This window comes from Gordonia aichiensis NBRC 108223, assembly GCF_000332975.1.
GTDB lineage: Bacteria > Actinomycetota > Actinomycetes > Mycobacteriales > Mycobacteriaceae > Gordonia > Gordonia aichiensis.
In genome coordinates this window covers 58125-71679 of sequence record NZ_BANR01000005.1, presented here as the reverse complement: position 1 = coordinate 71679, position 13555 = coordinate 58125, and the positions used below count along the sequence as shown (strand labels likewise).

9 protein-coding genes are annotated in these 13555 nt (G+C 66.6%); 5 read left to right on the top strand and 4 right to left on the bottom strand.

Features of this window, described 5'->3' with window-relative positions; genetic code table 11:
* Positions 1 to 5 precede the first annotated feature (5 nt).
* Entirely contained in the window at positions 6 to 1235 is a 1230-nt protein-coding gene (locus GOACH_RS07590; protein ID WP_040518082.1) for an aminotransferase family protein, read from the bottom strand.
* Between the two features lie 92 nt (positions 1236 to 1327).
* Here GOACH_RS07590 and hrpA point away from each other — a divergent pair, with 92 nt between their 5' ends.
* The gene (hrpA, locus tag GOACH_RS07585; protein WP_005172937.1) at positions 1328 to 5338 is read left to right on the top strand and encodes an ATP-dependent RNA helicase HrpA; all 4011 of its coding nucleotides are present in this window, start codon (positions 1328 to 1330) and stop codon (positions 5336 to 5338) included.
* On the opposite strand, the gene nrdR is transcribed toward hrpA, so the two are convergent.
* Both nrdR and GOACH_RS24230 read right to left on the bottom strand, forming a co-directional pair.
* Positions 5312 to 5875, bottom strand: coding sequence for a transcriptional regulator NrdR (gene nrdR, locus GOACH_RS07580; protein WP_040518081.1), 564 nt, complete (start codon positions 5873 to 5875; stop codon positions 5312 to 5314). The two genes, hrpA and nrdR, sit on opposite strands and share 27 nt — an antisense overlap.
* A gap of 144 nt (positions 5876 to 6019) precedes the next feature.
* Entirely contained in the window at positions 6020 to 6637 is a 618-nt protein-coding gene (locus GOACH_RS24230) for a LysM peptidoglycan-binding domain-containing protein (protein ID WP_245551841.1), read from the bottom strand.
* Positions 6638 to 6901: 264 nt separating this feature from the next.
* Between GOACH_RS24230 and lexA the strand changes: the two genes are divergently transcribed.
* A complete protein-coding gene (gene lexA, locus GOACH_RS07570) occupies positions 6902 to 7642 on the top strand; it encodes a transcriptional repressor LexA (RefSeq protein ID WP_005172930.1) in 741 nt (246 codons plus the stop codon).
* 30 nt (positions 7643 to 7672) lie between these two features.
* On the opposite strand, the gene ptsP is transcribed toward lexA, so the two are convergent.
* Positions 7673 to 9370 carry a phosphoenolpyruvate--protein phosphotransferase gene (gene ptsP / locus GOACH_RS07565; RefSeq protein ID WP_052003952.1) on the bottom strand — a complete coding sequence of 566 codons (1698 nt, stop codon included), beginning with the start codon at positions 9368 to 9370 and terminating at the stop codon, positions 7673 to 7675.
* A 241-nt stretch (positions 9371 to 9611) separates the two neighbouring features.
* Here ptsP and GOACH_RS07560 point away from each other — a divergent pair, with 241 nt between their 5' ends.
* From GOACH_RS07560 to GOACH_RS07550, 3 genes are all read left to right on the top strand, one after another.
* Positions 9612 to 10382 carry a DeoR/GlpR family DNA-binding transcription regulator gene (locus GOACH_RS07560; RefSeq protein ID WP_005172924.1) on the top strand — a complete coding sequence of 257 codons (771 nt, stop codon included), beginning with the start codon at positions 9612 to 9614 and terminating at the stop codon, positions 10380 to 10382.
* Positions 10379 to 11344 carry a 1-phosphofructokinase family hexose kinase gene (locus tag GOACH_RS07555; RefSeq protein ID WP_005172922.1) on the top strand — a complete coding sequence of 322 codons (966 nt, stop codon included), beginning with the start codon at positions 10379 to 10381 and terminating at the stop codon, positions 11342 to 11344. Before GOACH_RS07560 ends, GOACH_RS07555 begins: the two co-directional genes overlap by 4 nt.
* Before the next feature lie 104 nt (positions 11345 to 11448).
* A complete protein-coding gene (locus GOACH_RS07550) occupies positions 11449 to 13548 on the top strand; it encodes a PTS fructose transporter subunit IIABC (RefSeq protein WP_005172921.1) in 2100 nt (699 codons plus the stop codon).
* Positions 13549 to 13555: the final 7 nt, after the last annotated feature.

The window sequence follows — 13555 nt, the reverse complement described above, 5'->3', positions numbered from 1 at the left end:
CACTCTCAGCCGAGCGCGGCGGTGATGCGGTCAGCCAACTCGCCCACCTCGGAGGTCTGCATGACGAACGACGGAGAGATCTGCAGCGCACCCTGTCCTGCGGCCCGGGTACTGACGCCGTGCTTGCGCAGCGCACCGACCGCTGCGGGCGCCGTGGCGGGGTCGGCGAGCTGGACGGCGGTGACGGCACCGAGTCCGGTGCGGATCTCCGAGACCGCGTCGAGCTCGACAAGCGGACCCAGCTTGTCCGCGAGATCACCTTCGAGCCTCGACGCCTCGCCGAGCAGGCCCTCCCGTTCGATGATGTCGAGGTTGGCCATCGCCGCCGCCGCGGCACCGGCATGGCCGCCGTAGGTGTAACCGTGCCGCCACCACACCCCGCCGGCGTAGAAGGGTTCCGCGACGCGCGGCGCGATGAACACCGCGCCCATCGGGACATAACCCGACGTCAATCCCTTGGCCGTGGTCATCATGTCGGGTTGGAGGTCGAAGCGCGTCGAGGCGAACCAGCTGTCTCCACCGATGCGCCCGAATCCCGTGACCACCTCGTCGGCGACGAACAGCACGTCGTTGTCGCGGCAGATCTGCCTGACCTCTGCCAGGTAGCCCGCCGGCGGGAGGTAAATGCCGCCCGCGCCGATGATCGGCTCACAGAAGAACGCGGCGACCTTGTCGGCCCCCACGCGTTCGATCAGGCCGAGCAGACTCTTGGCGTCGTCCCACTCGACGGTCTGGGCGTCGGGCATCAAGGTCCCGTAGCCGTCGTGATTGCTGGGGATGCCCGCGAGCGACGTACCCGCGACGTGCATGCCGTGATAGGCCTTGGTCCGGCCGACGATGATCGTCTTCTCCGGTCGGCCCACCTCGACCCAGTAGCGTCGGGCGAGTTTGGCCGCGGTGTCGACCGAGTCGCTTCCGCCGGAGGTGAAGAAGATCTTGCTTCCCGGTACCGGCGCGATGGTGGCAAGACGATCCGCGAGCGCGTCGGTCACATCGGCGGTGAGATCACCGAATCCCGAGTAGTGCGCGAGCGTCGAGAGTTGATCGGCCACCGCCTGCGCGACCTCGGTCCGGCCGTGTCCGATGTTGGTGAACCACAGCCCGGCGGTGGTATCGAGATACTCGTTGCCGTCGCGGTCCCAGACGCGGGTGCCCTCGCCCCGCGTGATGACGAACGGGCCGCTTGCGGTGACCGACCCCATGTCGGCGAATCCGTGCCACAGTGAACCTGACATGTGCTCAATGATGCCCGTCGGCGTCGCGACAGAGCCAGGCAGGGTCACCTGTGGGACGACGACGCGGGATCGACCCATATCCTGGAGACATCATGTCCGTCTCCCCCGAATCCCGGCCCGATCGGCCAGACGAGGCGTCCGCACCGGAGGCACGGCCCGTGTCGACGGACCCACGCTCGCTTCGCCGCCGGCTTGCCGACCTGACGATCGTCGACCAGCACCGATTACGGCGTCGCGTCGACAAGCTCGGGGCTTCACCGAACGCCGATGCGGTTCGCGCGCTCACCCGCGACATCGATGCCGCGTCACGGCGTATCGAGCGTCGTCGAGCCGCGGTGCCGGTCCTCGATTTCCCGCCCGAGCTTCCCGTATCGGAGGCCCGTGACGAGATAGCGGCAGCAATCGCCGCACACCAGGTCGTCGTGATCGCAGGCGAAACGGGTTCTGGCAAAACAACGCAGCTTCCCAAGATCTGTCTCGAACTCGGACGAGGGATCCGCGGCTCCATCGGCCACACCCAGCCGCGCCGCATTGCCGCCAGTTCCGTGGCCCGACGCATCGCCGACGAGACGAACACCGACATCGGTGACGCCGTGGGATATTCGGTGCGGTTCTCCGACCGGTCGGGTGCCGACACCCTCGTGAAGGTCATGACCGACGGCATCCTGCTCCGCGAGATCGCCACCGACCCGATGCTTCGTGCCTACGACACGCTGATCGTCGACGAGGCGCACGAGCGCAGCCTCAACATCGATTTCATCCTGGGCTATCTGCACCGGCTGCTCCCCCGACGGCCCGACCTGAAGCTCATCATCACGTCGGCGACGATCGAACCCGACCGGTTCGCACGACACTTCACCACGGCCGACACCGAGGTCCCTGTGCTCGAGGTGTCCGGGCGCGCCTACTCGGTCGACGTGCGGTATCGCCCACTGACCACCTCCGACAGCCCCGACACCGGTGACGAACGCGGGGGCGGCGAACACGCCGATCTCGATCAGATCCAGGGCATCGACGCGGCGATCGACGAGCTATGGGGGCGTAGCACCTCCGGCGGCGACATCCTCGTGTTCCTGCCGACCGAGCGCGATATCCGTGAAGCCGCCGATTCTCTGTCGCGACGCGTCGCCGCGGGCGCCGAGGTGGTGCCGCTGTATGCACGGCTGTCGATCGCCGAACAGCAGAAGGTCTTCACCCCGTCCCGCGGGAACCGGATCGTTCTGTCCACCAACGTCGCCGAGACATCGCTGACGGTCCCGGGTATCCGCTACGTCATCGACACCGGCACCGCGCGCATCTCGCGGTACTCGGCGCGCACCAAGATCCACCGGCTTCCGGTCGAGCCGGTCTCGCAGGCCAGTGCTCGTCAGCGCGCAGGCCGGTGCGGACGTGTCGCGCCGGGCATCTGCATCCGCCTCTACAGCGAGGCCGACTTCGATGCCCGACCGGCGTTCACCGACCCCGAGATCCTCCGCACCGACCTCGCCTCGGTGATCTTGCAGATGGCGTCGCTGAAGCTCGGCGACATCGCCGACTTCCCGTTCGTGCAACCCCCCGACGCCCGCGGTATTCGCGACGGTATCGGCGTCCTCACCGAACTCGGTGCGATCACGACGACCGACAAGACCGACACCACTCCCCGTTTGACTCCGGTCGGCCGCACGATGTCACGCATCCCGGTCGAGCCGCGGGTCGCGCGAATGCTCATCGCAGCACACGAATCCGGTTGTCTTGCCGACGTTCTGGTGATCGCCGCAGCGCTGTCGATCCCCGACGTCCGCGAGCGGCCCGCCGATCACAGGGAGGTGGCCGACGCTGCGCACAAACGGTTCGTCGTGCCCGGCTCCGATTTCCTGGGGTATCTGAGTCTGTGGCGCTATCTGCAGGACAAGCGACAGGAATTGTCCGGCAACCAGTTCCGACGTACCTGCGAGCGCGAATTCCTGCACTACCTGCGCATCCGCGAGTGGCAGGATCTGCACCGACAACTGAGACGCATCGTCGACGATCTCGGCTGGGCGACAACGGAGCCCACACCGTCGGACTCAGGCAGCGCGGAGGTATCACACCACACCGATGCGATTCACCGGGCGATACTGTCCGGACTCCTGAGCAACATCGCCGCCCGCAACGCCGAAGGCCGCGAGTACACCGGCGCACGCAACACGACACTGATGATCTTCCCCGGGTCGTCACTGTCGAAGAAGCCGCCAGCCTTTCTCATGGCTGCCGAGATCCTGGAGACCTCGCGGCTGTTCGCCCACACCGTCGCAGGAATCGACCCGCTGTGGGCTGAACGACTCGCGGGTGACCTGGTCAAGCGCACCCACAGCGAACCGCACTGGTCGTCGAAGCGCGGAGCGAGCATGGCCTACGAACGGGTCACCCTCTACGGCGTTCCGCTGGTGGCCCGACGCCGTGTCGACTACGGCCCCATCGATCCGGCAGCCGCGCGCGACATGTTCATCCGACACGCGCTCGTCGAAGGTGACTGGAAAACGAATCACGCGTTCTTCGAACGCAATCGAGCGCTTCTCTCCGACGCGGCCGAAGTCGAACACCGCGCACGTCGGCGCGATGTGGTGATCACCGAGGACCAGCTGTTCGAGTTCTACGACCAGCGCATCGGCCCCGATGTCACGTCCGCACGTCACTTCGACACCTGGTGGAAGAAGGCGAGGAGATCCGATGCGGCACTTCTCGACCTGACCCCCGAGGACGTGGCCGCAGACGTCCACGTCGCAGATGCCGACTATCCCGGAGCGTGGCAGCAGGGCGACACCCGGTATCGCCTGCGGTACCGGTTCGAGCCCGGCGCGCCGGACGACGGTGTGTCGGTACTGATTCCACGTCCGCTCCTGCGCCACGTCAGACCGGCGGGCTTCGACTGGCTGGTGCCGGGGATGCGCAACGAACTCGCGACCGAGCTGATCAAAACGCTGCCCAAGCCCATCCGCAAGACCATGGCGCCCGCCCAGCGGTTCGCCGACCTCGCGCTGTCGCGGCTCACTCCGCGCAAGGAGCCACTGACCGTCGGCCTCGCCCGGGAGTTGTCGACGATCACCGGACATGCGATCGCGCCGGAGGACTTCGCACCGGACCGTCTTCCGGCATACCTACGGATGAATTTCGTCGTGATCGACGAGAAGGAGGAGACGGTCGCCACCGGCAAGTCACTGGCCGAACTGCGTCGACGCGTCGACGGTGAGGCGACGCCCGCTCCAGCGCGTCGGAGGTACACGGCATGGACGGCAGACGGGATCGGAACGCTTGCCGATTCGACCATCGACTCCGTTGCCGGACAACAGATCACGCGATATCCGTCATTGGAGGTGGTTGACGCCGATGGCGATCGAGGCGTGGCACGCACGCTCGCCACGTCGGACGCGCAGCGACACGCGCAGCTCCGCGGAGCAGTGACAACACTTCTCGATCACGCAATAGCTCCGCTCTCGCGAAAGATCAGTGCCGGGCTCGACCCGGCTGATCGACTGGCGCTCAGCCAGAGCCCGTATACCGACCCCGACGCGCTCTACTCCGACTGCACACGCCGGGCGATCCGTGACATCGCCCCCGCGACAGTAGATCTCGGGTCCATCCGAACACCGGAAGCGTTCGCACACCTCGTCACGACTCTACGTCCGCTCGTCGCTGCAGAGGCCCCGGAGTACTTCTCGCTGGCGGTAGCAGTCCTGCGAGAGGTGGCTCCGCTGCGCGCCGACATCGACAGTCACTCGGGTCAGGCAGCGTCTGACGATGTCGCCGAACAGCTCAACGATCTGGTTTTCGATGGGTTCGTCCTCAGCACCGGACGCGAACACCTCCAGCATGTGCCGCGGTATCTGACGGCGGCTCGACGACGCCTCGAACAACTCCCAGCCGCCGCGGCTCGCGATCGAGAAGCGATGGCCAGCATCGACAGGGTCACAGAACGATGGAATCAATGCCTCACACAGCTGCCCGAGGCACGTCGCGACGCAGTGAGCGAGGAGGCACACTGGATCGTCGAGGAGTTACGGGTCAGCCTCTTCGCCCAGCAGCTCGGAACCGCCTACCCGATCTCGGAGAAGCGAGCGCTACGAGCTCTTGACCGACTCGGGTGACAGCGCAGCGTGCGTGGTCGACGCCTCGCTGTCAGCGGCATCGTCTCTCACTGAGGAATCGTCGAGATCGCCGGAGCCGTCGCGCGAACCAGTGAGGTTTCCCTGGAGATCATCGATCTCACGCTGAAAGTCTTCGACGGAGTCGAACGAGCGATACACAGAGGCAAAGCGCAGATACGCAACCTCGTCGAGGTCGCGAAGCGGACCGAGAATGGCAAGACCGACCTCATTACTCGGGATCTCTGCAGATCCCGACGACCTCACCGCATCTTCGACCTGCTGAGCCAGCTGTGCGAGATCGTCCTCATTCACCTGCCGCCCCTGGCACGCACGTCGCACTCCGCGCATCACTTTCTCCCGGCTGAACGGCTCGGTCACTCCGTTGCGCTTCACCACTGACAGAACAGCACTCTCGACGGTCGAAAAACGTCGCCCGCATTCACTGCAGGCGCGACGCCGACGAATGGCCTGCCCTTCATCGGCGACACGCGAATCGACGACTTTGGTGTCTTCGTTCTTGCAAAACGGGCAGCGCATGTAGTCCTCGTGCAAATCTCGGGACGCAGCGGCTCCGACGGTCTCGGTCGTCCGGATCGTCAGACGACCCGGTGATTCGAGACCGCAGCGGTGACCGTGTCGGTTTCCGACTGGACCCTGTGACATCGAGAATACCGCCCGCCCTCATCGGTAGGTGGGCGCGAGGAGTGGTTGGCCCACACGTAGCCCGCTCGACGGCAGGTCGTTGAGGTCGATGATCTCGTCGATGACGGTCTGGCGCGGCGCATCGGGTGCCACGCGAGCCGCGATCGAACTCAGCGACTCGCCGGCTCGCACGTGGACCACCTGGGTCGAGGTTGCCGCGGGTGCGCTCGCCCGTTGGTAATCGGCGCCAACGACACCGACCACCCATACCGTGAGTGCCAGCCCGATCCCGGCGAGCACCGCGAGTACGGCCGCCCTGCGGCGACGAGCCGCCGTGAGTTCGCCGACACCTCCTGCGCACCGTGTACCCACGGGTCGTGTCGAGGTGCCGCGCTCGACGACGATCTCCGCTCGGCCACGGGGCGCGACGCCCGCATGCACGGCTCGGTGCGGTTGGCGTGTGCGCACGCTTCCTGACACACGACGCGCGTCGCGGCCCGTGCCGATCGTCGACGCCCGACCGCCGCCGACCGCCGGGCTGTGGGCACGGTGATGGGCCGTCCCGGCAGTCCCGGGCGCTGCCGACCGCTTCTCCAGCGGCGTTGTGACCGGAGCGCTTGACGAACGAAACGCTGGGGTGGTCATCGTGCTGGTCATCGCTACCTCCAATGGTCGCTCATGCGTTCGATGAACGGATGTTCGAGTTCTACCACGGGGGTACGACAAAGTCCTGCGACACGTCGAACAGGTGTTTGATGTTGTCGGTGGCCTCGGCTAATGTCGGCGCCAGAAGTTGCAGCAGGACACATAGCCCGACATGCGCTTCACCGCAGCACGGCGCTTCGTCAGAGCAAGGCGTTTCACGACAGCAAGGCGTTCACCACCGGGAGCGCCTCACCACATCCGGGAAGGACGGATTCGATGACAGAGAAGTCACGACGCAGCCCGTCGTCGCCCAAGGGCAACGATCGCGGCGACGCCGCCAACAAGAGCGGGGGCGGCGTGGAGGCACCCATCGATCCGGTCGCGGCCGAGGCGTCACTCACCGACCGCCAGCGCGGGGTTCTCGACGTGATCCGCAAGTCGGTGCGTGAGCGCGGTTACCCGCCGAGCATCCGCGAAATCGGTGATGCCGTCGGCCTCACATCCACGTCGTCGGTCGCGCACCAGTTGCGCACGCTGGAGCGGAAGGGGTTGCTCAAGCGAGACGCCAACCGGCCGCGCGCGGTGAACGTCTCCGACGCTCCGGACACGCAACACTCGGACGCTATCAACGGAGACCTCCCGACCCCGACATTCGTCCCCGTCCTGGGCCGCATCGCCGCCGGCGGGCCCATCCTCGCCGAAGAGGCAGTCGAAGACGTCTTTCCGCTACCTCGCGAACTCGTTGGCGAGGGCTCCCTGTTCCTGCTCCGCGTGGTTGGTGAGTCGATGATCGATGCCGCCATCTGCGATGGCGACTGGGTGGTCGTCCGTCAGCAGAACGTCGCCGACAACGGCGACATCGTCGCAGCGATGATCGACGGCGAGGCAACGGTCAAGACCTTCAAGCGCAAGGACGGGCACGTCTGGTTGATGCCACACAATCCGCTTTTCGATCCGATCCCCGGCGACGACGCCGCGATCCTCGGCAAGGTCGTGACGGTGATGCGCCGGGTCTGACTGACGCCCGTCGTAGGCGGGCGTCGGCTGTCAGGCGTCGAGGTGCTCGGCGGCCGCGCGGCGGGCCGATGTCGGGCTCGTGGTCTGGAGGACGGCCTCGGCCGCTGCCCGACACTGGTCGAGTGTCACCGTCGACAGCTTCGCCCCCACTGCGGGTGTCGCGGCCGGTGCTGCCGACAACGAAGTGACACCGAGTCCGACCAGCACGCACGCCAACGCCGGGTCGGCGGCTGCCTCGCCACAGACTCCCACAGGCTTGCCCAGGTCTGCCCCGGCATCGGCTACCTGCGCGATCAACGCGAGCACAGCAGGCTGCCACGGGTCGGTCAATTCGGCCAGTTCCGCGGACATGCGGTCGGCGGCCATCGTGTACTGCGTCAGGTCGTTGGTGCCTATCGATACGAAATCGACCTCCGCCAGGATCGCTCGAGCGAGGATCGCTGCCGCGGGGATCTCGATCATCACGCCGGCGGTCAGTCCACGCTCGCGAACCATGCGCGCGAACTGTGCAGCCTCCGCAGCGGTGGCGATCATGGGCGCCATCACCCATGGGCGCGACCCCGTTTCGGCCCCGGCGCGGGCAATCGCGTCGAGTTGGCCGCGCACGATCTCGGGGTGATCGACGGCAATTCGGTTGCCCCGCACCCCGAGCGCGGGATTCGCCTCGTCGGGATGCTCGATGAACGCCAACGGTTTGTCCGACCCCGCGTCGAGCGTCCTGATGACGACCTTCCGGCCATCAAACGCATCGAGAACGTGGCGGTAGAGCCGCGTCTGCTCGTCAACGCCCGGTTCATCGCCCCGGTCGAGAAACGCCAATTCGGTGCGGAACAATCCAATCCCCTCGACCGGTGCATCGGCAGCACGTCGCGCCGACGCCCCGTCGGCGACATTCGCGAGGATGGCCACCTCCACGCCGTCGGCGGTGCGCCCGGGGCCACTCCAGGCGGCGACCAACGCAGCCTCGGCGGCCCCACGATCGACGAGTTCCTGAGCCGACACGGGATCGGGTTCGACGACAACCGAGCCGGCCGCGCCGTCGACCAACACCTCTGTACCGCTGGTGATCTCGCCGAGCCGGGCCACGGCGACCACACACGGAATACCCAGTTGCCGGGCGATGATCGCCGTATGGCTGGTCGGGCCGCCAAACCGTGTCACGAGTCCGACGATGACGGTCGGGTCGAGGCCCGCGGTGTCGGCGGGAGCCAGATCGTCGGCCAGCAGGATCGACGGTTGGGTGGGCGTCGGGATTCCAGGCTCGGGCTCACCGAGGAGTTCTGCGACGACGCGGTCTCGCACATCGTTGAGGTCGGTGATGCGCTCAGCCATGAGTCCGCCCAGCTTGGCGAACATCTCGGCGAAGGTCTGCGTTGCAGCGACGACGGCCGCGGGTGCCGGTGTGCCGACTGCGATGAGCTTGTCGGCCGCGCCTATCCAGCCTCTGTCCTCGGCCAGACCGGCGGTCGCGTTCAGCACCTCTGCAGCAGCGCCCGACGCGTGCGACGCGCGGTTACGCAGTCGGCCTGCGACCGTTGCGGCGGCAGCCACCAGCCTGTCAGCCTCGGCATCTCGGTCCTCCTCGGCGAGCGTTCGGTCCATCCCCAGGAGTCGATCGTCGTGCTCGACACGGCCACCGGGCCACAGCGCGGGCCCGAACGCATATCCGGCGACGACAGGGGTTCCTGTCAGTTCTCCCTGCCCATTCACCTCTTCCTGTCCATTCATCGAGACCCGATCGTCCGATACCAAGTCATGCTCCATGTGCCTACCGCCTTCCGGGTCCACCTGCCGTACCAGCGCTGTGAGTGACGCTGACTGCCGACATTTTCTGTGATCAAAGTTACTCCGAAGCCTTGACTTGTCAACATAGTCGGGCGTAAAACCATATATATCAACATTCAAACCAACAGAAACTCACAGTCGATACCCCCGATGTGAGAGCCACACCACAGATCGGAGACGACAGGTGTACGCCGAAGAGCGACAGCGGGCAATAGCGGATCAGGTACGCACGCATGGCCGCGCCTCCGTGACCGCGTTGGCCGACCGGTTCGACGTGACGAGCGAGACGGTGCGGCGCGATCTGGCCGTTCTCGAACGCGCCGGCAGCCTGCAGCGCGTCCACGGTGGTGCGGTCAAGGCAGGAACGGTCGAGGTTCTCGATGAGCTCGGCATCGACCAACGCGAGTCCGCCCACATCGAGGAAAAGGCGTCGATCGCGCGCGCTGCCATGCGATTCCTGCCCTCGGACGGGGGTTCGGTGATCTTCGATGCGGGCACTACCACGTACCAGGCTGCGAAACTCCTACCCGCGGACCGCAGATTGACAGTGATCTCGACCAGCTTGCAACTCGGCCAGGCGCTCACAGCGCACGAGCGGGCCACGCTGCTCATGGTCGGTGGTCGGGTCCGAGGGCTCACGCAGGCCGCGGTCGGCGCCGAGACGGTCGCCGCCCTTCGTCGGATGCGGGCATCGGTGGCCTTCGTCGGCACCAACGGGATCAGCGAAGCCCATGGCCTGTCCACGCCGGACGCCGAGGAGGCATCGGTCAAGGCGGCCATTGTTTCTGCCGCACAGCGTGTCGTCGTGCTGGCCGACTCGTCGAAGATGGGCCGCGAGGACTTCAGCTCGTTCGCCTCCCTCGACGACATCGACGTCCTGATCACCGACGACGGTATCGATCCCGAGTTCTCGGCTGTGCTCTCCGCGCGCGGCGTCGAGGTCGTGATCGCATGATCGTCACAGTCACGGCCAACCCCAGTCTCGATCGCACTCTGGAGATCCCGGGTCCGCTGTTGCGGGGCCAGGTCCAACGCAGCATCGACGCGCGGGTCGAACCCGGTGGCAAGGGAGTCAACGTGTCACGCGTCATCGCGGGTTCGGGAATCGCCACCGTGGCGCTGCTTCCCGCCCACACGGGCGACCCGTTGCTCACCGCGCTCGACGCCGTCGCACTTCCCTACCGCTCCGTCGACATCGACGGTGAGGTCCGCAACAACATCACCGTCGCCGAAGGCGATGGGACCACGACGAAGATCAACGCTCCCGGCCACACCCTCGGGGGCGCCGAACTCGACGAGCTCACCGCACTGGTTCTCGCGGGCGCCGAGAAGGCATCCTGGGTGGCGCTGTGCGGATCACTTCCGCCGGGCGTGCCCGACGACTGGTACCGACGCATCGCCGATCGCCTCGTCGAGAGCGGGCGTCGCGTGGCCATCGACACCTCGGGCGCCCCTTTGGGTGCCGCGACGTCGGGGCCGGTCGACCTGATCAAACCCAACGACGAAGAACTCGCCGAGGTCAGTGGTACCAATGCGACCGAGCTCGCCGCATCCATCGCCGCCGGCGACTACCTGCCCGTCGTCGCTGCGTCGCGCACCCTGATCGCAACCACCGGCGGGTCCGTGCTCGCCACTCTCGGCGCCGCAGGCGCAGTGCTGACGACGGCGACCGGCAGTTGGCTGGCGACTCCCCCACCGATCGTGCCGCGCAGCACTGTCGGGGCGGGCGACGCCTCCCTCGCCGGATACCTCATCGCGCACGCTGCAGGTGCCGCCGATCCCGACCGTCTCCGGACGGCAGTCGCCTATGGCTCTGCAGCCGCGGGTCTCGCAGGAACCCAACCGCCGCTTCCGTCACTGGTCGACATCGACTCGGTGCGCGTCGTCGAACTCTGCGGAGCCGCCCCGATCACGTGACACCACACCACGGGTGATCTCGCACCGGAGCACCCCGTGCGCACACCTACAACCAAACATCACCGGAACACCCACACGGCACAGAGATAATCAAAGGAAACCCCATGTCCGACAACATCATCACCGCTGCAACGGTGAATCTCGATGTCGACGCCGGCAATGATCCAGCCGCCGTCATCACCTATCTCGCCGAGAACCTCGGCGACGCCGGGCGCACGACCGATCCGTCCGAGCTGAGCCGTGCCGCCCTGGCACGCGAGGCGAAATCGGCGACCGGTCTGCCCGGCGGCATCGCGATTCCGCACGCGCGCGCAGCCTCTGTCAGCACCGCGAGCCTCGCATTCGCACGGCTGGCCCACAAGGTGGACTTCGGCGCCCCCGACGGCCCAGCCGACCTTGTGTTCCTGATCGCAGCGCCAGAAGGCGCCGCATCCGACCACATGAAGCTGCTGAGCTCTCTCGCCCGCGCCCTCGTGCGGCCCGATTTCGTCACCGCCCTGCGGGAAGCCCCCGATGATGCGCGCATCGTCGAGCTGGTCGACGAGGCGATCAACCCGTCCGCTCCGGCCACCACAGCCGCCACAGCCTCGGCGACCGGCGCTTCCGCCGCCGGTGCGACGTCGGGCGGGGCCGCGGCGGACACAGTAGGTCCGCAGATGCACAAGACCACCGACTCGGGGAAACGGCCGTCGATCGTCGCGATCACCGCCTGCCCCACCGGAATCGCACACACGTACATGGCAGCCGATGCCCTCAAGTATGCCGCTGAGCGCGCGGGCGTCGACTTCCACGTCGAACCGCAGGGATCATCGGGCACCACACCGTTTACACCCGACGTGATCGCCGGTGCCGACGCCGTCATCTTCGCCACCGACGTCGGGGTGAAGGGCAAGAGCCGGTTCCACGGCAAGCCTGTGATCGAGTCGGGAGTCAAGCGTGCGATCAACGAACCCGACGCGATGATCGCCGAAGCGGTCGAAGCGTCGCATAATCCGCACGCCTCGCGCGTCGAGGGTTCTGTCGGCGACGGTGCCGGTACCGCCGAGGGGACGTCGTCGAGTCTGTCCTTCGGCAAGAAGATCCAGCAGGCGTTGATGACCGGCGTCAGCTACATGATCCCGTTCGTCGCAGCCGGCGGCCTGCTGATCGCCCTGGGATTCCTGCTCGCCGGCTACCAGATCGCCAACAAGACGCTCGATTCGAGCAAGACACTGTCCGACGGCGCGTACATCGCTCTGCACAACAGTCTCTGGGATCTGCCCGCAGGCGGTCTCGGCCAGTACCTCGGCGGCGTGAGTTTTGCGATCGGTGCGCTTGCCATGAGCATGCTCGTCCCGGTGCTCGCGGGTTACATCTCATTCGCGATCGCCGACCGTCCCGGTATCGCGCCCGGATTCGTCGCAGGTCTGGTGTCGGTTGCGGTGGGCGCGAGCTTCATCGGTGGTCTGATCGGCGGCCTGATCGCGGGTGCCGTTTGTCTCGCGATCTCGCGACTTCCGTTGCCCCAGTGGGCAAAGGGCCTCCAGCCTGTCATCAACATCCCGTTGTTCGGCAGCCTCATCGTCGGCGGTCTCATGTTCATGCTTCTGGGCAAGCCGCTGGCCTGGGTCACCACCCAGCTCACCGACGGCCTCAACAGCATGAACGGAAGCTCCAAGATCGTGCTCGGGATCGTGTTGGGGCTGATGATGTGCTTCGACCTCGGCGGGCCGGTCAACAAGGCCGCATATCTGTTCGCAACCACCGGCCTCGCGATCGGCGATACCCCGCAGCTGGAGATCATGGCCGCCGTGATGTGCGCAGGCATGGTCCCGCCGCTGGCCATGGCGCTCGCCACCGTCATTCGTCCCGGGTTGTTCACCGAACCCGAGCGTGAAAACGGCAAGGCCGCATGGTTCCTCGGCGCCGCGTTCATCTCCGAGGGCGCCATCCCGTTCGCCGCGAAGGACCCGGTACGCGTGATCCCGTCGATGATGGCGGGCGGCGCGCTCACCGGAGCACTGATCATGGCCTTCGGCGTCACCCAGCGCGCTCCGCACGGCGGAATCTTCGTCTTCTTCACGATGAACCACTGGCTTCTCTTCCTCGCAGCACTCGCGGCCGGTACGGTCCTCGGCACGGTCTGCGTCGTCGCCGCCAAGCAAGTGGGCAAGTCGCACACCGAACGCTCTGCAACACCCGCGCTCGAGACCGTCGCGGCCTGACCATCAC